Raw genomic sequence first — 18734 nt, forward strand, 5'->3', positions numbered from 1 at the left:
GTATTATACGTTACTACCCTCCAAAAAATCGCGATCGCATATCAAAAAGGGAAAAATGTCTATCTGGTCCGGCTCTGTAGTATATACGCTCAATTGAAACGCTTGTTGCGATTATGTGACGATACCGATGTCGCGCTGATTTCGCCTGGATGGTGTGGACCAGCAGCCTGAAAGGAGCCAATCCCCAACCCATGCAGAATCATCTCCAGTGCCGCGATCAGAATGACTGGTTGCGCCTTTACCTTGCTGGGAAGCGTGTTGTAATTGTAGAGTATGCGTAAGGAAGGACGCCCGGGGTAAGTCGATCGTGATATGAAGAGGGAGTAGCGCGGACAGGCATATTATACTGAAGAAATATGTTCTATATTATGTAGTAGAAAAGTATCTAGAGAAAAATTATCTAGTAGGAAGGTTGTGGATTTCTATGTTCAAGTTATCGAACGTACGACGTCCCCGCTTTTCATTGAAGAGCTTTTTGTGGGGTAGTTTGGGAGGTAGCGCGGGGGTGCTGGCGGTTATTCTTGGGGTGGGCATTTATATCGTTGAGACGTTGACGCGCCCCAAGCGCCTGGCAACATTTGCACTGTATACATTTAGTCCTTTTGAGCTTGGTATGCCGGCTGAGGATGTAACGTTTCCCTCTCTGCATGACGATCACAAGGTGAATGGCTGGTATGTGCCTTATCCAGATGCGACCACCACGATTATCGTTTCACCGGGTTATCGAGGAAGCCGTTCGGATGTGCTGGGATTGTGCGCGTTACTATGGAAGGCAGGCCATAATGTGCTGGTATTTGAATACTATGGACATGGAACCGTGGTAGGGATGCCCGTGACGCTTGGATATCGCGAGATCAATGATTTTCTGGGGGCGGTTGCGTATGCCAGAGAGCGTGCTCCTCATGCGCGCCTTGGCGCGGTCGGTTATTCTATGGGTGCGGCGGTCTCTATTATGGGTACGGCCCGCTCTCCTGAGATCGAGGCCCTGGTGGCTGATAGCGCGTTCGCGACCCATCGTCGGGTGGTCGAGTTCGCGGTGCGCCGTACCTTGCATCTGCCCTTCATCATTTTTGATTGGGTGACGGACCTCATGCTCTGGCTACGGGCTGGCTATCATTTTAACCAGGTTGAGCCGTTGCGCGATATCGGGCGTATCGCACCCCGGCCGGTGATGATCATTCATGGCATGAAAGATAGCGTCGTCGATCCCCATGATGCTCCCTTGCTATACCAGGCCGCCAACGAGCCGAAGGAGCTCTGGCTGGTGCAGGATGTTGAGCACTGTGGAGCTTACTTTGCCGACCGGGCGGAGTACATGCGCAGGGTCACAGAGTTTTTTGATCTCTACCTGAAGCAGCAGCCCGTCAGGGAAGAGATCGTGAGCGAACCCGCGACCGAACCCACCAACGGGCCGCATCCTTTATCCGAGGCGAGCTAGCCCTTATCAGGCTTCCTGTTCATTGGAATAGTCCAGCGAAACCACCATTCCATCTTTGGCGGCACGTGTTTTGGCGAAGACAGCGCGTGCCGCTTTTTCCGCTTGCCGTGTATCGTGAATCTTAGGGCTGAAGTGAGTCAGGATAAGCTCATGGGCTCCAGCGGACAGAGCGAGACCGGCGCTCTCCTCAGCCAGCATATGCGCATTGCTCTTTGCCAGTGGCAGATCCTCTGGATCGTCGTACATGCTTTCGCAGATCAGCAGATCCACATCTCGTGCCAACATCGCCAGTTGTTGTGTGGGACGAGTATCGGTGATATAGGCGAACGAGATGCCACGCCGGGGAGGTCCCAGAACCTGCGCTGGTTTGATCGTCTGCCCCTGGTACTCCACCGTCTCTCCATGCTGCAGGCGCGACCAGAGCTGTACGGGGAGGCCGAGTTCCTGGGCCCGAGCCGCCTGGAATGCGGGACGGCGCGGCAGCTCCGCCCGATACGCCAGACAGTGAATGCCATGATTGGCAGGCGCGCAGCTGGCCTGCAGTCCGCCCGGCAAGGCAAAATGCTCGTGGCCCTTGAGCTCGTGAATAATGACTGGATAGGGCATCTCCGGAGCGACGCGTCGCAGGCCGTCGGTTATATAGGTTGTGCCCGTGGGGCCATAGATGTGTAGCGGCTCTGTCCGTCCGGCGTGGGCGACCATAAACAGAATGCCTGGTAGGCCCGCTACATGATCGGCATGCATATGTGATAGGCAGATCGCCCCTAACTGGCGAAAACCCCAGCCCAGCGACTTCCAGGGAATCTGTGTCCCCTCACCGCAATCGAACAATGTCAGTGACGAATCGCAGCGTACCAGCGTACTGGAGAGCCAGCGTCCAGGTAGCGGCATCATACCACAGGTGCCTAATATACAGATATCAATCATCATTTATCCTTCATATTATGAATATGTATCATCCACCACCTGGATATGATCAGACAGGAGCAATAATTGATAGACCCCGGTGGCGCGAACTGCGAGTGTACAAGCGGTTATCCCAATCGTTTTTTTATAGCATACCATGGATAAGTGGTCGACCAAAAGCAAGAGTCTAACGTGGAACTTGTAACATATGCAAGCGAGCATTACGCTGTTATTATTGTTTCATGTAGATTTTTTGACATTTTTAGCCTCTTCTGTTATCATGAGATGCGCGAATGCTGGTAGTAATTGTCCTTGAGTTTTAGCGAGAAAAACATGGAGGACTGCATGGAATGGCGTGAGTTTCTGGGTAGTATCATCAATAATACGACCGAGCGCGATCGTATCGCTAGCGAAATTGGTGTGCATGCGGTAACGTTGAATCGCTGGGTGAGCGGCGAATCTTCTCCTCGTCCGCATAATATGCGGCAATTGTTGCGTGCCATCCCCAAGCAGCAACGCAGCCAGTTGCAGGCGTTGCTAGAAAAATACTCATCAGATGTTTCGGATTTTGAAATCGATACCACCGCGCAGGAGATCCCGTATAAATTTATTATGGAGGTGCTGGATGCCAGGGCCAGTATCCCTGACCTGCTCCGCTTCTGGTCTATCACCCGCCTGGTTCTGCAGCAGGCCCTGCGACAACTGGATCCCGAGGGTGTGGGTATGGCGATCACCGTCGTACGCTGCATGCCTCCACGTGATGATAAGATCCGAAGTTTGCGTGAGAGCGTGGGGCTGGGAACACCTCCCTGGGGTGGAGATTTAGAAGAGAAGGCGCTATTGCTGGGGGCGGAATCGCTGGCTGGCCATGTCACGGTATCGTGCCGCCTGGAGCAGATCGGCGATCTGCGGGCGAACAAGACGTTTTTGCCTGCCTACCAGGTCGAGCATGAGGTCAGTGCCGTCGCCTGCCCGATTATGCATGCCTGCCGGGTCGCGGGCTGCCTGCTCCTCTCCAGTACCCAGCTCGATTACTTCGCCCCGGAAGCGCGTCTATCGCTGGTACGGGGATATACCAACCTCGTCTCACTGGCCTTTAATCCCGACGAATTTTATGACCCTGAAAAGATAGCTTTGCATATCATGCCACCTCCACCGCGGCAACAAGAATTCTTCGATGGCTTCCGCCAGCGAGTCCTCAGACGCATGCAAGAGTCCTCGCGTTCTGAAAGGCGCCTGTCGAGCCCTGAGGCTGAACAACTTGAGTGGCAGGAGATTGAAGAATCCCTGCTCAACCTGCCCCCCGAGTCGCGGGTATCCTGATCGTTTGTTGCTCTTTGATTCAGGCGCAGATGCCATCGTCATCCATATGTCATTACAAGACGTATTTTAGAGGAGATTGTGTAGGTGCCGGGCTCGTCCCGGCTTTGTCGCGAAGCGACCCCGTGTCCGGACGTTTACGTTCCACCAACGACAATATCCTTCCCTTCCAAAGTCGGACATATTGCCCACAAGGATCGAGCCGTTACCTGGGAGCGGGGTGGTTGATGTGGTATGCTGTGGGAAGCACGCTATATGGAAAATGAGAGGATGAGGCTTGATGGCCCTGATTTTAGTTGATCGATTTCATAGCCGTAAAAGAGACGAGCAGCAGCGCCTGATAGATGCTGATCAGCTACAAAAGATGGAGGAGCTGGCTCTGTTGGAGGGCGAGCAGCTGCGCCCGCTGGCGTTGCTGAGCCTGCAAATGTTTATTGTTGGTGGACTCTTCTTTGTTGTGTTGGATCTGTTATCCTATCACTGGCATTATCAAACCTGGCTGGCCCCGCTCAGCGCCCTGGGTATTCTCCGTTGGATTATCCTTAACGTGGTTGGCTATCTGCTTATCCTCTGTGTCCATGAGTTGATCCATGGTGTCGTCTTTGCTTTCTGGGGAGGCCGTCCCCATTTCGGTGCCAGGCTGCCACTCGCCCTCTACTGTGGAGCCAGCCAGCAGCTCTTTCGGCGCGACCACTACCTGGCCGTTGGCCTGGCGCCGCTCATCTTCCTTACTCTGCTGGGTATCATCGTGACCATCTTCTACCCCGGTCCCGCCTCCTATCTCTTATTTGCCTTCGCGGGCAACTTCTCGGGGGCCGCAGGTGACGTGGTGGTTGCCCGACGCGTGGCGCGCCTCCCTAAACCCACCCTGATCGAAGACACCGAAGTTGGCTATACCGCCTGGAAGCTCCCCGAATAAGCACCAGCGGTGTCCGAATGCTGCAGGTTTCACGCCTTTGGCACTCGTTTTTTAGGAGGATGTGTAACATATAGGTGGAGCATTCGCTCCACCTATATGTTACACATCCTCCTAAAAAACGAGTGCGGCCACGCATGCGGACGCCCGTGCGGGGGCGCTCAAGTACCCCTACAAGAGGAGGGCCTGATGTGTGATATACTATTTTTTAGTAGAAGGTCATGTTGGGGGAGGGCAAATATTTTTCGGCCGCCACCGGCCACACCGCCTCTATTTGTTCTCACATGTATATCCTCTCACTACCACCAATATAGAAGTTAAGGAAGCGAGTCAGTCGCTTCCAGGTCAGGATGAGTAATGCCAGAACTACCTGAAGTTGAATATACCGCGCGCCAGCTGCGCGCCTCTGTCGTGGGGGCGACCATTCGGGAGGCGTATGTCTTCTGGGAGCGCACCATCAGCCATCCCGCGGTGCCAGATTTCCTGGCCGAGGTGGCTGGCCGCCGCATCGAAGGTGTGCGCAGGCGTGGCAAGTTTTTATTGATCGATCTGAGTGGCAATATGTTTCTCTCAATCCATCGGCGTATGACAGGTAACTTCCTGCTGCTGCCGGTGGGGTGGAGGCTGGACACCAGCCTGCGTGAGCGGGACCGGGTGGCCTGGAATACGCGTGGTCCCAGCTTTTACGTGGCTGGAGAGCAGGAGGCGACCGAACAGGCTGAATTAAAGTACTGCCGGGCCTGTTTCGTCTTCGAAGATGGACGCTGCCTGCTCTTCACCGATCCACGCAAATTTGGCAAGATCGGGCTGTGGTCCCGAGAACGAGAGCAGGAGGCGCTCAAGGGACTGGGTCCCGAGCCGCTGGAAGCCGAGTTTTCGGTGGAGCGGTTCGCCAGCTCGCTGCGTGGTCGCCGAACCGTGATCAAGCAGGTGCTGTTGGATCAGACCGTCGTCGCGGGTGTGGGCAATATCTACGCCGATGAGGCCCTGTTTTACGCCCGTATTCATCCTTTACGGCGCGCGGAAAGTCTTTCGGCGGACGAGATTCGGACGCTGCACGAGGGGATCGTCGATGTGTTGACGCGCGGAATTGAGCATGGAGGTACATCATTTAATGATTACCGGGACCTGTGGGGAGAGGCCGGTGATAACTTTAACCATGTGCGGGTCTACCATCAAGAGGGCAAGCCCTGTAGCCGCTGTGGCACGATTATAGAGCGTATGGTGATCGCCCAGCGCAGTGCCCACTTCTGTCCCGGTTGCCAGCAGGCGCCTGCTCAGCGGGGGGATATCGTGACCAGCGTCCCATAGCGGGCGTTCCCCCGGCCTCTGTGAGATCACATGTTTATTGTGGAGTAAAGAAGGCCGGGGTACACGTGACCGTTTTGCCATCGACGTTAAACGACACATCTACCGTCGCGGCGGTCAGCCGGGGCTGCTGTCCCCGTAACTGAAGCACAAAGGTCACGTAACCGCCGCTATCGCTGACCGGCGCCTGGTCCAGGTTAAGATCGCCGTACGCAAAGTGGGCCGTAGCTTGAGCAGATGCTCCCGCAACCGGCTTGACATTTTGCGTCAAACGGGCGTAGATATTAATAACGCCATACGGGCCCGGATTGTTGGCGGATGACCAGGCGCCACAGAGATACTTCGGTATCTTTGGAACCGATGGAACATCTTTCTGGAATGACTTATTCACAGTCACCGTTGGTTGTGCCTTTGGGCGCGTCACCGCGACAGTTGGGCCACAGGCAGACAAAACAAGCAGGAGTGTCAGGAGCAAGGCGCTCATTAGAAATAATGACGTTTTTTTCATAGCACTCTAATTGAAATTTCTTCGTTATTCTTGAATAAGAAACGACAATGCATAATGAACAGGTGTGGCAGCGCTCCAGCGTTGCAAGGATAGATATCGGTGGACCCACTTTTTAGGAATTACATACAGTATAACATACCTGAATAGTGAGCCAGACCATATGTCTTGTTGATATCACTCCGGAAAAGCGGAGTGCAGGGGCGGCAGCCCCTGACGGAGCGCGATGGCAGACATGCTCCCAGCATGTCAGTCCTCGCACCCCTCCCTTCCCTGGGAAGGGCGGAGAGCCGATAATCACCTTCACCATGCATGACCACAACCAGATTACTGCAAATGTATGAAAAAGTCATGAATAGCAACTTATGAGTAAGAAAGAGCTACCTTTGGCTTGCTGAATAAGTTGGACTGTGTTACACTGTGACTGGTTGTAGGATGCAGATGAATAATCATTGTGCAATGATCGACTTGAGGTATTACTTTTGTGAATCACGAAATTGATAGACAATTCGAACTCTTTAACCAGTTGCTCGGTGAAAGTCCATTCGGGCACAACGATCTTCATATGGGACAAACTGAGCAAGCATCCGAGTCAGGTAGTTCTATTCATTCCGGGAATACACCGGTACCACCAGTGAACGCTGCACAGCCTGAGACCTCCTCTGCCATCCATACTCGTCCCGATCCTGGACGCGAGCAACGGAAAGGGGCCCCCGAGGTTATTCTTGGGGCCACCAAAGAGACGGCGCAAATTATTTCAATGGCGCATGGTCTCTTAGACGGGACCGGGCGTGCGATCATCAGTCGCTTGCGCCCTGACTCGATCCTTCCTCTCCAGACAGAGTTTCAAGCCTACACTGTTCGTACGCTTGCGGCGGCTCGCGCTATGGCGATCTACCGTCCTGATTATGTACACAAAAAGACCGGCGGTCACGTTGGCGTGATCAGTGCCGGAACATCGGATATTCCAGTAGCGGAAGAAGCGGCGCTCATCGCGGAAGAGATGGGCTGCCACGTCACACCTATCTATGATGTTGGAGTTGCAGGGCTTCACCGTTTGTTTGGACCACTGCGTGAACTGCTCTCCAATGAGGTTGATGTGATTATCGTTGCTGCTGGTATGGATGGAGCTTTACCTTCGGTTATCGCAGGGCTGGTGCCAGTTCCAGTTATCGGGCTACCAACGTCGATTGGCTATGGTTTTGGCGGCAATGGGGTTGCCGCATTGCTTTCGATGTTGCAAACGTGTGCGCCAGGACTTTCAGTCGTCAATATCGATAATGGTGTTGGCGCTGGAATCACAGCGGCGCTGGTTGCCAATCGTGTGGCGCAGGCGCGTGAACATCAGTCGCAGTAGGGAAGCAGCGAGATGTTCTGAATGTAGAATGTCTCACCGCTAATATGTTGGGTAAACGTGGGTACGAAGTTTTAGAGAGGCGGGACTTTCTATGGCAAATAATAAACGTGGGCCCGAGCCGGGATCACAAAAAGCCAAGCATGGTGGCCAAGCTGTACGTGAGAAATATGGTCCGGAATTCTACTCGAAGATTGGTAAGAAGGGTGGCGAGACGGTGAAGGAGAAACGCGGCCCACAATTTTATGCTGAGATTGGGAAGAAGGGTGGTGAGTCAACCAAGCGACAGCAAGGCTCTGAATTCTACTCACGGATTGGGAAGAAGGGTGGCGAGCGTGGCCGTACAGCCTCAGATAGCCAGGAAGAATAGGGAAGATTCCTTTCCTTATCGTGGTCGGCGAAATGCTTTCTAGTGCGCGGACCCCGATGGGTTGAGGAATGCCCCTGGTATTCTGGTTGTGTCCCAAGTCGTAGCAAGACCGCATCCCATTGCTGCTTTTTTCTTGAATGAAATAGCGCGACGGGCATGCGGCCTTCGCATGATGATCCACTGTTTGCCTTTGTGCGGCTGATTTATTTTTCGTTGCGCTTAATAAATGGAGGTGGCTCGATGGCCCCATCCTGGTCCACCGTAGGGCGATAGCGTGGCCCGCCTTCCTGCCTGTTTCCCATGCCACGGATTCCACGCAGATCGTTCAGGCTCCGCTGTTGCCGACCCGGTTGGGGCGGATTGGTCGGGTGTAGTGCCGGTGGCATGCGAGTCGGTGGTGGGGCCACCGGTGGCTCTGGTGGCTGAACCGGTGGGGTCGCACCCGGGAACCCTGGCATGCCAGCTGTTTGCCAGGGTCGGCCCGAACCCTGGTCAGGGTAGGTGGGAGCCGTGGTTGGCCTGTTAGCTAGCGGCATGCCGGAAGGAGGCACGCGGGCCGCTGAGACCTGATGGCCATGTAATAATCCATGCCCACGTGTTCCGCGTAGTTCTTCCATGCCGGCCGCGATCAGGGTGACGCGAATGGTATCGTTGAGCGTGGGATCGACCACCGCGCCAAAAATAATATCGGCCGCATCATCGATGGCGGCACCAATGTGTTCGGCCACCTCATTTACCTCGAACAGGGTCATATCCTCGCCGCCGCTGATATTAAATAAGACACGTTTGGCGCCTCGGATCGTGACGTTTAAGAAGCCACCGGCGACCGCCTCCTCGGCCGCTACCTGCGCCCGATTGCGGCCCGAACCCTGACCAATGCTCATCAAAGCTGTACCAGCCTCCCGCAGCACGCTGCGCACATCGGCGAAGTCGACATTGATCATACCCGGCACGTTAATCACCTCAGCGATGCCCTGCACGCCCTGACGCAGAACATCGTCCGCTACCTTAAAGGCATCCGCCAGATTGCGGTCGCGGGCCACTGTATTGAGCAGGCGATCATTGGGAATGGTGATCAGCGCGTCAATTTCGGCGCTTAACTCGGCCAGCCCCTGCTCGGCGATGCGCTTGCGCCGCGAGCCCTCAAACGTAAACGGCAGGGTCACGATACCAACGGTCAGCGCCCCCATCTGCCTGGCGATCGACGCCACTACGGGCGCGGCGCCCGTCCCCGTGCCACCCCCCATACCGGCCGCGATAAAAACCAGATCCGCGTTGCCCAGGGCCTCACGGATCTCGGCGCTACTCTCGGTTGCCGCGCGCATACCCACCGCCGCGTTACCACCGGCACCCAGACCCTTGGTATGATTCTGGCCCAGGCAGATCCGATGAGGGGCCTCACAGAGGGCCAGTACCTGGGCATCGGTATTCATGGCCACAAAGCGCACGCCTCGTACATGGGTATGGATCATGCGATTGACCGCGTTCATGCCGCCGCCACCAACGCCGACCACGACAATATCTACATTGTGGGGTGCTTCCGCGGAAGCCTCGAAATCAAGAGGAGACTGGGGAGAAAGGGGATCTCCATCGGTGTAGCGCTGATCCCAACCGCCGCGCGCCGGGTCTGGTGCCCCTGGCACGTTCTCCGCTACTTCATGACGAAGAATCGCCCACTGATTTTCCTGCCCTTCATACACGTCTGGCGCCTGTCTGGCCTGGTCCCTCCACGGCTCGGAGGCCATGTTGCGTTTGTATGCATCATCTGACATTGGTTGCATGCACACCCCCATTTCCTCTCATCGAAACAAACGGTGCACCTCTCTACGAGAGAACAGGGTGCCGTCTTTCTTCTCAGTTTTTTCTTCGAGGCTGGTCAGGTTCAGGCCCGGTCTTTTCTATCCTCAAACAGCAAAAAATATATGCTCGAATTCTATTGGTAATCTGTTGAGGATAACAAACAGGCCCCGCCTTTGAGCGGGGGGCACCTGACGTAATAAAAGCATTCCATCCGCATTGTAACAAGAGTGTCAAGTATATATCAGGGAGGATACTTATGCCACTATGGGCCCATGCCTCTTATATAACATAACGAATTAGAGCAGGAAAAAGTGCTACCACTCTTCCATGCTCAGATAACAAAAAAGCTCTGATGATCAGAGCATGCGCAGATAGATTGGAGGCGCGCATATCTCTCATGCATCAGAGCCTGGAAAACAATGCTACTCTTTTTTGAGTGAGAATGAACTGCCAGTTTTGGCCGCCTTCTTCTCACGTTGAGCCTCTTTTTTCTGTTTATTTGATTTCGGAGCTGCTTTTTGCACCTTCTTCTGTTCTTTATTCGCCACGATAGGTATCCTCCTGAAACTGTATAATCCAAACTATAGGCATAACCTATGCTATATCTTATTGTATCAAAATCTGCGGATGAGGTGTTGGGTGCAACGAGCTTTACTGATAATTGTACTGCTCTTGCAGCCGTTTCTCCTCGAATGTTGCCAGGGCATGGGTAATCATGCGAATGACACTGCCGATATCCATGGGTTTACGAATCTGATAGATGCCGCGCTTTTCTAACTCTTTTACAGGTAACGTTGCGCTCATCATAATCGCGGGCACCCCGCGGGTCTCGTCTATTTCCTGAAGGCGATCATAGAGCTCTAAACCATTTAATTTTGGCAGGCGGTAGTCCAGCAGCATCAGGCAGGGCCGGATGTGGGGCGTCTGCTCTAAAGCCGTCTGCCCATTATCTATGACTGTGGTATGGTAAGGTGTCTCCTCTTCAATCAACTGCTGCAGAAATTGAGCAATATCTGCATCATCTTCAACAATTAAAATCGTCGTGTTCCGTGGGCCAAGTGCCGCGGGCGGAATGACTTCTCGTGGCATGATGAACTCCTTTTCCGCATGCGATAGTTAAGATGCGAATATAATGCTATACCTTAATGTAACGGTTCTCGAACGACATTAGTGACGCACGAAAGGGGGCAATTATATGACATTGCTGGTGCCTTCCGTATTTCCTATCCTGCTTTCTACACTTTACGCACTTAACTAGCGCTGTGGTGGAAGCTCTGTCCATTTCGACTGCGGTGGCGGCGATGTATAGTTTGCCAGGCCATCCAGTAGTGCCGCCGGGGTCTGATAATGGAGCAGAAGCCGGGTATGAAATGGTTGGATAAAACCTTCTTTTGATGCATGTTCTATAAGCGCGAGCAAAGGCAGAAAAAATTGTGCCACGTCCAGCAGCCCGATTGGTTTGGTATGAATGCCGATCTGGGCCCAGGTTGTAATCTCAAACAGTTCATCGAAGGTCCCAAAGCCGCCGGGGAGGGCAATAAAGGCATCCGAGAGATCAGCCATCAATGCCTTTCGCTCATGCATACTATTTACAGTATATAATCTGGTTAAATGTTCATGGGCAACTTCACGCTGAAAAAGTCCTCTTGGCAGGACCCCGATGACCTCGCCACCGGCCTCCAATGCGGCGTCCGCGATCGAGCCCATCAAACCGAGGCGCCCTCCGCCATAGACCACACCAATGCCACGACCGGCCATTTCCTGTCCCAGTTCACGTGCCGCCTGAACAAATTCGGGTCGTACACCCCGATTTGAGCCAGCAAAAACACAGATCCGACTCATTCAGCTATCCTTTTTATAGTGAATAAAAAAATATATGAATTTGATTCCCTATTGTACTGTATCTCAATCCAATCTGAAAGATCTATGGACCAATGGGCATGAGTGTGTTTTGGATAATGGTATACGCTCCGCGATACCATTATCCAAAACACACTCATGAATTACCACTCGGTGATAGAGCCATCGGCGTTGCGCCAGATGGGATTGTGCCATTGGTGTCCGGCCCTGGCCGCCTCGCGTACCCTGTCCTCATTGATCTCTACTCCCAGCCCCGGTTTGGTTGGCCGGGCCACAAATCCATCTTCGTATTTGAAGATCGATGGATCAACCAGGTAATCCAGCAGATCGGTATGCTGGTTGTAGTGGATCTCCAGCGATTGCTCCTGGATGAAGGCGTTGGGCGTGCAGAAATCAAGCTGCAGCGAGGACGCCAGGGTCAGTGGTCCCAGGGGACAATGCGGGGCCACGGCTACGTCAAACGCCTCGGCCATCGCCGCGATCTTGCGGCCTTCCCAGATGCCACCGGTATGGCTCAAGTCGGGCTGGATGATGTCTACGGCCCCACTGGTCAGCAGCGATTTAAAGCCCCAGCGTGTATAGAGACGTTCTCCAGTCGCGATGGGGGTACTGGTATGCCGGGCCAGTTCGATTAGTGCCTCATTGTTCTCCGGCAGTACTGGTTCCTCAATGAACAGGAGCTTATATGGATCTAATTCTTTGGCCAGCACTTTGGCCATGCCGCGATGGATACGTCCGTGGAAATCCACGGCCAGTCCGACGCCGTTGCCGATCGCTTCACGTACAGCCGCGATGCGCTCGACCGCTTCCTGCACCTTGAGCGCCGAATCGATCCACTCGAAGTCAGCCGTCGCGTTCATCTTCAACGCGCTATAGCCGGCCGCCACCCGTTGTCTGGCATGTTCGGCCGCCTCGGTCGCTTTATCTCCGCCGATCCAGGAATAGACGCGCATCTTATCGCGTACGGCCCCACCCAGTAGATCATATACCGGCACGCCCAGGCTCTTTCCCTTGATATCCCAGAGGGCCTGGTCGATCCCCGAAATAGCGCTGGTCAGGACCGGTCCGCCGCGATAGAAGCCGCTGCGATAGAGGGTCTGCCAGATATCCTCAATGCGCGAGGCATCTTGCCCGATCAGGTATTCACCCATCTCGGTTACGGCTGTTTTCACCGTCTCGGCTCGTCCCTCCACTACTGGTTCACCCCAGCCCTCCACGCCATCATCCGTCGTAATCTTCAAAAAGAGCCAGCGTGGTGGCACCTTAAATAATTCAAGTTTGGCGATTTTCATTTCATTCCCTTTCCCGAACCCATCGGCGCCATGCTGATGGCAGGATAGTAGTGATGATGGGCGTCTCACGCAGTTCGCATATACTATCCCGTGTTTGTATTGCATGGATAATTTGAGTATAGAATGTGCTAGAGGCAAATTCAAGCCAGGAGGATGGATAACTCCTCTATAAAATACTCCTATGCTATGGTCGAGTTCATCGCAAGGCCCTTGCTGTCCAGGCGTTCTGGAGGCCGAAGTAGCCACAAATCGTCCATCATACCGCTGAAGTAATTGTGATATGATGGAGATAAATGTGAATGTTTTGCCATTTATATAGACATACAGAGAAGCGAAAGGCTGTTTAATGATAAGCGCACTGGTCTTTGATTTTGATGGACTTATACTTGATACCGAAATCTCCTCTTATCAATCCTGGCAAGAAATATATACTGAATATGAGCAGCACCTTCCACTAGAGAAGTGGGCCGCCTGCATCGGGAGCGGTCCGGAAGCCTTTGATCCTCACGACTACCTTGAATTGTTGACAGGACAGGCTATCGAGCGCGATCCGCTCGCCGAGCGCCGTCTGCGCCGCCACCTGGAGCTGATTGAGACACAGACCGTCCTGCCGGGTGTCGAGCAATATATAGAGGATGCGCGCCGCTTGAATATGAAGATCGCCGTCGCCTCAAGCTCGCCACGCTCCTGGGTCATTAGTCATCTTACTCGTCTCGGCCTGCACGAGAAATTCGACGCCATGAAATTCGGGGATGAAGTGACGCATCGCAAGCCTCACCCTGAGCTCTACCTTTCCGCCCTGGATCTCCTTGGAGCTCAACCCGAGCAGGCCATCGCCCTCGAAGACTCGCCCAATGGCGTGCGGGCCGCCCAGAACGCCGGTATCTTCTGCGTCGCCATCCCCAACCCGATTACCGGCCAGCTACCACTGGACCACGCGGACCTGCGCCTGACCTCTCTGGCCGCTATGCCCCTGGAACAGCTCGTGCTGCAGGTCGCGAACAGGCAAGAAGTGTAACGTATCCGCACCCATTGTGTTGTTGCTGCATAATAGAGAAGAAGAAATAAGATGTATGGTGCTACCAGCCATAAAAGGAGAGAAACGAGATGGAGCAGACGATTATCCAGGTAGACGCCTTTACCGACGAGCCTTTTAGAGGAAACCCTGCGGGCGTGTGTGTGCTGTCCGAGCCACGTGATGCCGAATGGATGCAGCAGGTCGCGGCCGAAATGAATCTTTCGGAGACCGCCTTTCTCCTGCGGCAGGATGACGGGTTTCAGCTGAGCTGGTTTACGCCAACTGTAGAGGTTGAGCTGTGCGGACACGCCACCCTGGCCAGCGCGCACGTCCTGTGGCAGGAGGGCCACCTGGCACCCGATGCCGAGGCTCGCTTCTCTACCCTGAGCGGCCTGTTGACCGCCAGGCGCAACGGCGAATGGATCGAGCTCAACTTTCCGGCGGACCCCACGCGGCCCGTCGATCCTCCCTCCGTGCTCGCGGAGGCTCTGGGTGTCCCCATCGCAGCGGTTGAAATGGGCAGGTTCGACTACCTTGTAGAAGTAGAAAACGAACTGCAGGTTAGAGATCTCAAACCCAACCTCGCGCTCTTGCAACAGATACCGGCGCGCGGCATCGTCGTCACCAGCCGGGCCAATCCCGAGGTCGACTATGATTTTGTCTCCCGTTTCTTCGGTCCGCGCGTTGGCGTCAGTGAAGATCCCGTTACCGGCTCGGCCCACTGTGCCCTGGCACCCTACTGGAGCCAGCGTCTACAGCGCTCCACCCTTCTCGGCTACCAGGCATCCAGGCGCGGCGGCCTGGTACGCGTCCAACTGCAGGGCGATCGCGTCATCCTGGGAGGGCAGGCCGTCACCGTCTTCAAAGGTACCCTGTTCGCCTGAGGAGAGAGCCATCGGCACGGCACATAAAAAGAGGGTTCCCAACCTGAGCAGGTTGGGAACCCTCTTTTTATAAAAAGCATACAAAGAAAGATTTAAGGTAGAACGTAAGAAATCTCGCCTGACAGCGTATAGCAGATCGCCTCGCTATTGGGAAAGTATACCTTAAAAGCATTTTCAATTATGCGTCCGTGCTTATCTTTACTCGGTTCTTCATGAACATAATGACAGATCGTCGCCTCACTCCCGCTGACCTCACCCTCATAGCGGCGAATCAATTTCAAAGCACTTGAGGTAATAGTCGTACAATAGAGTGTTTTCATAAGTATTGTCAACCTCGCAATAACCGGAGTACCGAATCGGCCCGGACAGGGATAAATCCATCTCCTCTTCGCCGGATCAATGATATATTGTCTCAATTAAAAACGTTAACAATAGAAGAAATTAACCATTGCATGTTGCAACATTGAAACAGAAGCTTTCATCATTCACCGGAGGGGAAACAACCTGGCAGTGTTTAACACTGTTGCAAAAATATTACCACGTACACTCAGCCAATGACGTCCCCCGACCATACACCCGCAGAAAAATAGGAGTTTAGTCCTGGTAAAGGATAGAATCGAGCCTGTAAAATGGCCCTGAATAGGGCGCCGTCCTATTGACAGCCCCATCAACATGTGCTAAATTGATGGTGTTGCGCCCATAGCTCAGCGGATTAGAGCATCGGTCTTCGGAACCGAGTGTCGGGAGTTCGAATCTCTCTGGGCGCGTTAAACATATCTAAGCCACTAAACCAGCCTTACAAGCCAAAAAAAACCAAAGTTCCACTACAGAGTAGCAGAACTTTAGAGCCAATTTTCTCCAAGTCTTATTGACCTCAGCATAAGGTTCTAAAGTCGTCCATACTCAAACCGATAAAAGGAGGTATGAGCAAGAAAGAACAACATCCCAACGATTGGCGTGAATGGCGACGACTGCGCGCTTGGCAGCTGTATACGCAGGGCTGGAGACAAAAAGACATCGCCGTAGCCCTTGGAGTAACCGAAGGAGCGGTGAGTCAGTGGATGAGCCGAGCCAGGAAAGAGGGCTCGGAGTCCTTGCGACAACAACCGCCACCAGGTCCCCAGCCCAAACTGACCGAAGAACAGCGAGCCCAGTTGCCCGATCTGCTGGCCAAAGGGGCCGAGCACTATGGGTTCCGCGGCCAGGTATGGACCACAGCCCGCGTGGCAGTGCTTATCAGGCAGCACTTTGGGGTCAGCTATCATCCCGCCCATTGCAGTCGCCTCCTGCGGAGCCTCAAGCAGAGTGTCCAAAAACCGGAGGAACACGCCAGCCAACGCAATGAAGAGGCGATCAACGCCTGGACAGACGAACGGTGGCCCGCGCTTAAAAAAAAGCCGAGCAGGAACAGCGGCAGATCGTCTTTGTAGACGAGTCGGGCTTTTACCTGCTGCCGATGGCGGTGCGCACGTATGCTCCGGTGGGCCAGACACCAGTGTTGCGAGTGCCGCTGACACGCGATCATGTCTCGGCGATTGGGGCGATTACCCCGCAGGGACGTCTCTTTATGCAGACGCAATCTCATTCCTACAAAGGAGAGGATGTGGTTGGTTTTCTCAAGCACCTGCTTCGCCAGATTCCCGGGAAGTTGCTGGTGATCTGGGATGGATCGAGCATCCATCGCTGCCAAGCGGTCAAAGACTTCTTGGCGCAGGGAGGCGCAGCTCGCCTTCACCTGGAACGCTTGCCTGCCTATGCGCCTGAGTTCAATCCGCAGGAAGGGGTGTGGAATTTGCTCAAACGTCGTGAACTTAAGAATGTGTGTTGCAAGGATTCCACCGAGCTGAGTTATGCCTTGCTGCTGGCTCTTGCCCGCCTTCGGCATCGCAAGCAGACCTTGCGTCACTGTTTCGTTCATGCTGGCTACTCACTTTAGCTTTTTATGCTGAGATCAATAGTGTCGCAAGCCCCTATTCTCCGACAAGAATTCATGTCAAATTGCCAGAACCGGAATACTATAATGCTTATAAGAGAAATTCTTCGTGCTGGGTGATTATTACAAGCAAGCGTTAAAGAGGATATTATTGGAAATCGATAATTTAATTCAGAAAATGCGCACCACGCAATACTGTCAGGTATATGAACCTATTGGGCTTCCAGTTGTCGAGCCGAATCATGTGTTGCCAGAAGATCTCAAACGGTTCTATTCGCTCTGTGGAGGCTTACATCTGTTTGATGATCCAGGTGGAATATATTACTCGATGACCATTGTGCCGCCGACGCGTTGTGTGCTGGCGAATCCAGTGATCATCGGTGAGCGTGTCGAGGACGATATCACCGCGAGCTGGTATATCATTGGCGATGATGGCAATGGTGATTACTTGACCATCGATTTTAGTCACGAGAGACTGGGGCGATGCTATGATAGTTTTCATGAAATACATGGGCTGCGTGGGGATTGTCCAATTATAGCGAACTCTTTTACAGACCTGCTTGCTTGTCTCTATAACAATAATGGGCAGTATTGGTACTGGCTGCTGCCAGATTTTGTGCCTCTCGGTGATGCCTACGATGGACTGTAAAATGAGGAGCATTACCAGAATCGTGAAACTGATGTGAGGTGGATTGTATCCATATGGATGGTCAATCCACCTTCGCTATTTATCAGAGACTTCTTATAGTAAAGATTACTATAAATGACGATGATGGATTTTTGCTGCCAGTGCCTGTGCGTGCTTCCAGTCGGCATTGAATGTGGTGAGCAGGTGTGATACGACGCTGGCATTTGAGATCAGGATGCCCACCTCGCGGCTGTAGTGCAGCGACTGGTGGCTGAGGTTCTGTGAACCGACAAACGCGAGCTGCTGATCAACAATGATCATCTTGGCGTGCATAAAATATGGTGGTGTCACGTTGACTTCGACGGCAGGGTTCAGGATGCGATAGGTTTCGTTGTTGTCCGCCGATGGTGCACCCAGTGGCTGGGGTGAAAGCGGAGGCAGCATCAGGTGGACCGTAACACCATTCTGGGCTGAGTGCAGGAGGATCTGCTTCAGGTTGAGCGCGCCTTGACCGGGCGGGTCGTTGAGATATTCCACCTGGATCGCCAGGCTGTGTCTGGCGCTTCGCAGCAACAGCGGCAGCAGTGACAGCGCGTTGATGTCAGAGACGATGAGGTTGGATGTCTCGGGTATCGTGGGGAGCGGGAGACCAGCCTGATCCGCCTGGAAGATCGCTTTGAGGAGCGCGATGTCGTGCGGATCGGTATCACAGATGATGTATTCGCGATTGGCGTAGCCCGCGTGGTTGCCCCCGAGAGCCTGTGCGGTAAAGTTGGCGGTCATGATATAGGCTTTGGCCTTCCCGGGTACATCTGCATCGACAAGTATAAATTTAGCGTGATGGACGGAGACGGGTTGACCATCTGTGCGAATAGCCCTATTAGGAGCGATCCAGGCGGGGAAACGTCGTGTACCGTTGACATCAAGGCTGGGTGGCAGGTCTGGTTGGTGGCACAGCAGACGGAGATCCAGTCCTGGATGGGCCGCTTTCTGCCTGAGCAGCATCTGCGCCACGTGGTCGTTATCAAATAGATACATTTCAATCCAGAGCGATTTTGTGGCTGAGGCAATGATATCTTGGATGATTTTCATCCCCGCATCTGGTTGGATGCCGGCAAGAGAGATATATGAACTGGCCCCTGCCGGTAAAACAGGGAAGTGAAAAGGATTTTTGGCAGGGGCGTGGTGAGGCCAATGTGGAT

19 protein-coding genes and 1 tRNA gene are annotated in these 18734 nt (G+C 53.7%); 12 read left to right on the forward strand and 8 right to left on the reverse strand.

Annotated features, from left to right (window positions below):
* Positions 1 to 424: 424 nt before the first annotated feature.
* On the forward strand, positions 425 to 1438 hold the full coding sequence (locus KTT_RS16220) for an alpha/beta hydrolase (protein ID WP_126596981.1): 1014 nt from the start codon (positions 425 to 427) through the stop codon (positions 1436 to 1438).
* 6 nt (positions 1439 to 1444) lie between these two features.
* On the opposite strand, the gene KTT_RS16225 is transcribed toward KTT_RS16220, so the two are convergent.
* A complete protein-coding gene (locus tag KTT_RS16225; RefSeq protein ID WP_235845740.1) occupies positions 1445 to 2368 on the reverse strand; it encodes a ribonuclease Z in 924 nt (307 codons plus the stop codon).
* A 321-nt stretch (positions 2369 to 2689) separates the two neighbouring features.
* Between KTT_RS16225 and KTT_RS16230 the strand changes: the two genes are divergently transcribed.
* The 3 genes from KTT_RS16230 (at position 2690) to mutM (ending at position 5891) form a co-directional block, all read left to right on the forward strand.
* Positions 2690 to 3667, forward strand: a complete 978-nt coding sequence (locus tag KTT_RS16230) for a hypothetical protein (RefSeq protein ID WP_126596982.1) — start codon at positions 2690 to 2692, stop codon at positions 3665 to 3667.
* A gap of 277 nt (positions 3668 to 3944) precedes the next feature.
* Positions 3945 to 4583 (forward strand): DUF3267 domain-containing protein, encoded by a 639-nt coding sequence (locus KTT_RS16235; protein WP_126596983.1) that lies wholly within the window; start codon positions 3945 to 3947, stop codon positions 4581 to 4583.
* A 354-nt stretch (positions 4584 to 4937) separates the two neighbouring features.
* Positions 4938 to 5891: a DNA-formamidopyrimidine glycosylase gene (gene mutM / locus KTT_RS16240; RefSeq protein WP_126596984.1), complete on the forward strand. Its 954-nt coding sequence runs from the start codon at positions 4938 to 4940 to the stop codon at positions 5889 to 5891.
* A 34-nt stretch (positions 5892 to 5925) separates the two neighbouring features.
* Here mutM and KTT_RS16245 read toward each other — a convergent pair whose 3' ends face one another.
* Complete coding sequence (locus KTT_RS16245; protein ID WP_126596985.1) at positions 5926 to 6396, reverse strand: hypothetical protein; 471 nt, start codon at positions 6394 to 6396, stop codon at positions 5926 to 5928.
* 481 nt (positions 6397 to 6877) lie between these two features.
* Here KTT_RS16245 and larB point away from each other — a divergent pair, with 481 nt between their 5' ends.
* Both larB and KTT_RS16255 read left to right on the forward strand, forming a co-directional pair.
* Positions 6878 to 7750 (forward strand): nickel pincer cofactor biosynthesis protein LarB, encoded by an 873-nt coding sequence (gene larB, locus KTT_RS16250; RefSeq protein ID WP_235845742.1) that lies wholly within the window; start codon positions 6878 to 6880, stop codon positions 7748 to 7750.
* Between the two features lie 91 nt (positions 7751 to 7841).
* Positions 7842 to 8117 (forward strand): KGG domain-containing protein, encoded by a 276-nt coding sequence (locus tag KTT_RS16255; RefSeq protein WP_126596986.1) that lies wholly within the window; start codon positions 7842 to 7844, stop codon positions 8115 to 8117.
* A 203-nt stretch (positions 8118 to 8320) separates the two neighbouring features.
* On the opposite strand, the gene ftsZ is transcribed toward KTT_RS16255, so the two are convergent.
* The 5 genes from ftsZ to dgoD all read right to left on the reverse strand — a co-directional run bounded on the left by ftsZ (position 8321) and on the right by dgoD (position 13069).
* The gene (gene ftsZ, locus KTT_RS16260; protein ID WP_218030903.1) at positions 8321 to 9898 is read right to left on the reverse strand and encodes a cell division protein FtsZ; all 1578 of its coding nucleotides are present in this window, start codon (positions 9896 to 9898) and stop codon (positions 8321 to 8323) included.
* 441 nt (positions 9899 to 10339) lie between these two features.
* The gene (locus tag KTT_RS37420; RefSeq protein WP_268904508.1) at positions 10340 to 10465 is read right to left on the reverse strand and encodes a hypothetical protein; all 126 of its coding nucleotides are present in this window, start codon (positions 10463 to 10465) and stop codon (positions 10340 to 10342) included.
* A gap of 103 nt (positions 10466 to 10568) precedes the next feature.
* Positions 10569 to 11006 carry a response regulator gene (locus KTT_RS16265; protein ID WP_126596987.1) on the reverse strand — a complete coding sequence of 146 codons (438 nt, stop codon included), beginning with the start codon at positions 11004 to 11006 and terminating at the stop codon, positions 10569 to 10571.
* Positions 11007 to 11171: 165 nt separating this feature from the next.
* Positions 11172 to 11759 (reverse strand): LOG family protein, encoded by a 588-nt coding sequence (locus KTT_RS16270; RefSeq protein ID WP_126596988.1) that lies wholly within the window; start codon positions 11757 to 11759, stop codon positions 11172 to 11174.
* Positions 11760 to 11920: 161 nt separating this feature from the next.
* Positions 11921 to 13069, reverse strand: a complete 1149-nt coding sequence (gene dgoD, locus KTT_RS16275) for a galactonate dehydratase (protein ID WP_126596989.1) — start codon at positions 13067 to 13069, stop codon at positions 11921 to 11923.
* A gap of 346 nt (positions 13070 to 13415) precedes the next feature.
* Between dgoD and KTT_RS16280 the strand changes: the two genes are divergently transcribed.
* The 6 genes from KTT_RS16280 (at position 13416) to KTT_RS16300 (ending at position 17553) form a co-directional block, all read left to right on the forward strand.
* A complete protein-coding gene (locus KTT_RS16280) occupies positions 13416 to 14087 on the forward strand; it encodes an HAD family hydrolase (protein ID WP_126596990.1) in 672 nt (223 codons plus the stop codon).
* 89 nt (positions 14088 to 14176) lie between these two features.
* Positions 14177 to 14971, forward strand: coding sequence for a PhzF family phenazine biosynthesis protein (locus tag KTT_RS16285; RefSeq protein ID WP_126596991.1), 795 nt, complete (start codon positions 14177 to 14179; stop codon positions 14969 to 14971).
* Between the two features lie 693 nt (positions 14972 to 15664).
* A tRNA-Arg gene (locus tag KTT_RS16290) sits at positions 15665 to 15738 on the forward strand.
* 156 nt (positions 15739 to 15894) lie between these two features.
* Complete coding sequence (locus KTT_RS37115) at positions 15895 to 16401, forward strand: winged helix-turn-helix domain-containing protein (RefSeq protein ID WP_235845550.1); 507 nt, start codon at positions 15895 to 15897, stop codon at positions 16399 to 16401.
* Between the two features lie 20 nt (positions 16402 to 16421).
* Positions 16422 to 16907, forward strand: a complete 486-nt coding sequence (locus KTT_RS37120; protein WP_307720655.1) for a transposase — start codon at positions 16422 to 16424, stop codon at positions 16905 to 16907.
* A 175-nt stretch (positions 16908 to 17082) separates the two neighbouring features.
* Positions 17083 to 17553 (forward strand): SMI1/KNR4 family protein, encoded by a 471-nt coding sequence (locus KTT_RS16300; protein WP_126599673.1) that lies wholly within the window; start codon positions 17083 to 17085, stop codon positions 17551 to 17553.
* A gap of 108 nt (positions 17554 to 17661) precedes the next feature.
* On the opposite strand, the gene KTT_RS16305 is transcribed toward KTT_RS16300, so the two are convergent.
* Complete coding sequence (locus tag KTT_RS16305; protein WP_160145914.1) at positions 17662 to 18624, reverse strand: phospholipase D-like domain-containing protein; 963 nt, start codon at positions 18622 to 18624, stop codon at positions 17662 to 17664.
* Between the last annotated feature and the right edge of the window lie 110 nt (positions 18625 to 18734).

It is taken from the genome of Dictyobacter aurantiacus (assembly GCF_003967515.1).
In the GTDB taxonomy this organism is placed as follows: Bacteria; Chloroflexota; Ktedonobacteria; order Ktedonobacterales; family Ktedonobacteraceae; genus Dictyobacter; species Dictyobacter aurantiacus.

Bases quoted from the DNA above. Each gene is read 5' to 3' on its own strand.
- KTT_RS16230 (WP_126596982.1), top strand. From the start codon at position 2,690: ATGGAATGGCGTGAGTTTCTGGGTAGTATCATCAATAATACGACCGAG.
- KTT_RS16255 (WP_126596986.1), top strand. From the start codon at position 7,842: ATGGCAAATAATAAACGTGGGCCCGAGCCGGGATCACAAAAAGCCAAG.
- KTT_RS16220 (WP_126596981.1), top strand. From the start codon at position 425: ATGTTCAAGTTATCGAACGTACGACGTCCCCGCTTTTCATTGAAGAGC.
- KTT_RS37115 (WP_235845550.1), top strand. From the start codon at position 15,895: ATGAGCAAGAAAGAACAACATCCCAACGATTGGCGTGAATGGCGACGA.
- mutM (WP_126596984.1), top strand. From the start codon at position 4,938: ATGCCAGAACTACCTGAAGTTGAATATACCGCGCGCCAGCTGCGCGCC.
- KTT_RS16225 (WP_235845740.1), bottom strand. From the start codon at position 2,368: ATGATGATTGATATCTGTATATTAGGCACCTGTGGTATGATGCCGCTA.
- KTT_RS16285 (WP_126596991.1), top strand. From the start codon at position 14,177: ATGGAGCAGACGATTATCCAGGTAGACGCCTTTACCGACGAGCCTTTT.
- KTT_RS16280 (WP_126596990.1), top strand. From the start codon at position 13,416: ATGATAAGCGCACTGGTCTTTGATTTTGATGGACTTATACTTGATACC.
- KTT_RS16265 (WP_126596987.1), bottom strand. From the start codon at position 11,006: ATGCCACGAGAAGTCATTCCGCCCGCGGCACTTGGCCCACGGAACACG.
- dgoD (WP_126596989.1), bottom strand. From the start codon at position 13,069: ATGAAAATCGCCAAACTTGAATTATTTAAGGTGCCACCACGCTGGCTC.
- KTT_RS16305 (WP_160145914.1), bottom strand. From the start codon at position 18,624: ATGAAAATCATCCAAGATATCATTGCCTCAGCCACAAAATCGCTCTGG.
- KTT_RS16245 (WP_126596985.1), bottom strand. From the start codon at position 6,396: ATGAAAAAAACGTCATTATTTCTAATGAGCGCCTTGCTCCTGACACTC.
- KTT_RS16235 (WP_126596983.1), top strand. From the start codon at position 3,945: ATGGCCCTGATTTTAGTTGATCGATTTCATAGCCGTAAAAGAGACGAG.
- KTT_RS16300 (WP_126599673.1), top strand. From the start codon at position 17,083: ATGCGCACCACGCAATACTGTCAGGTATATGAACCTATTGGGCTTCCA.
- ftsZ (WP_218030903.1), bottom strand. From the start codon at position 9,898: ATGCAACCAATGTCAGATGATGCATACAAACGCAACATGGCCTCCGAG.
- KTT_RS16270 (WP_126596988.1), bottom strand. From the start codon at position 11,759: ATGAGTCGGATCTGTGTTTTTGCTGGCTCAAATCGGGGTGTACGACCC.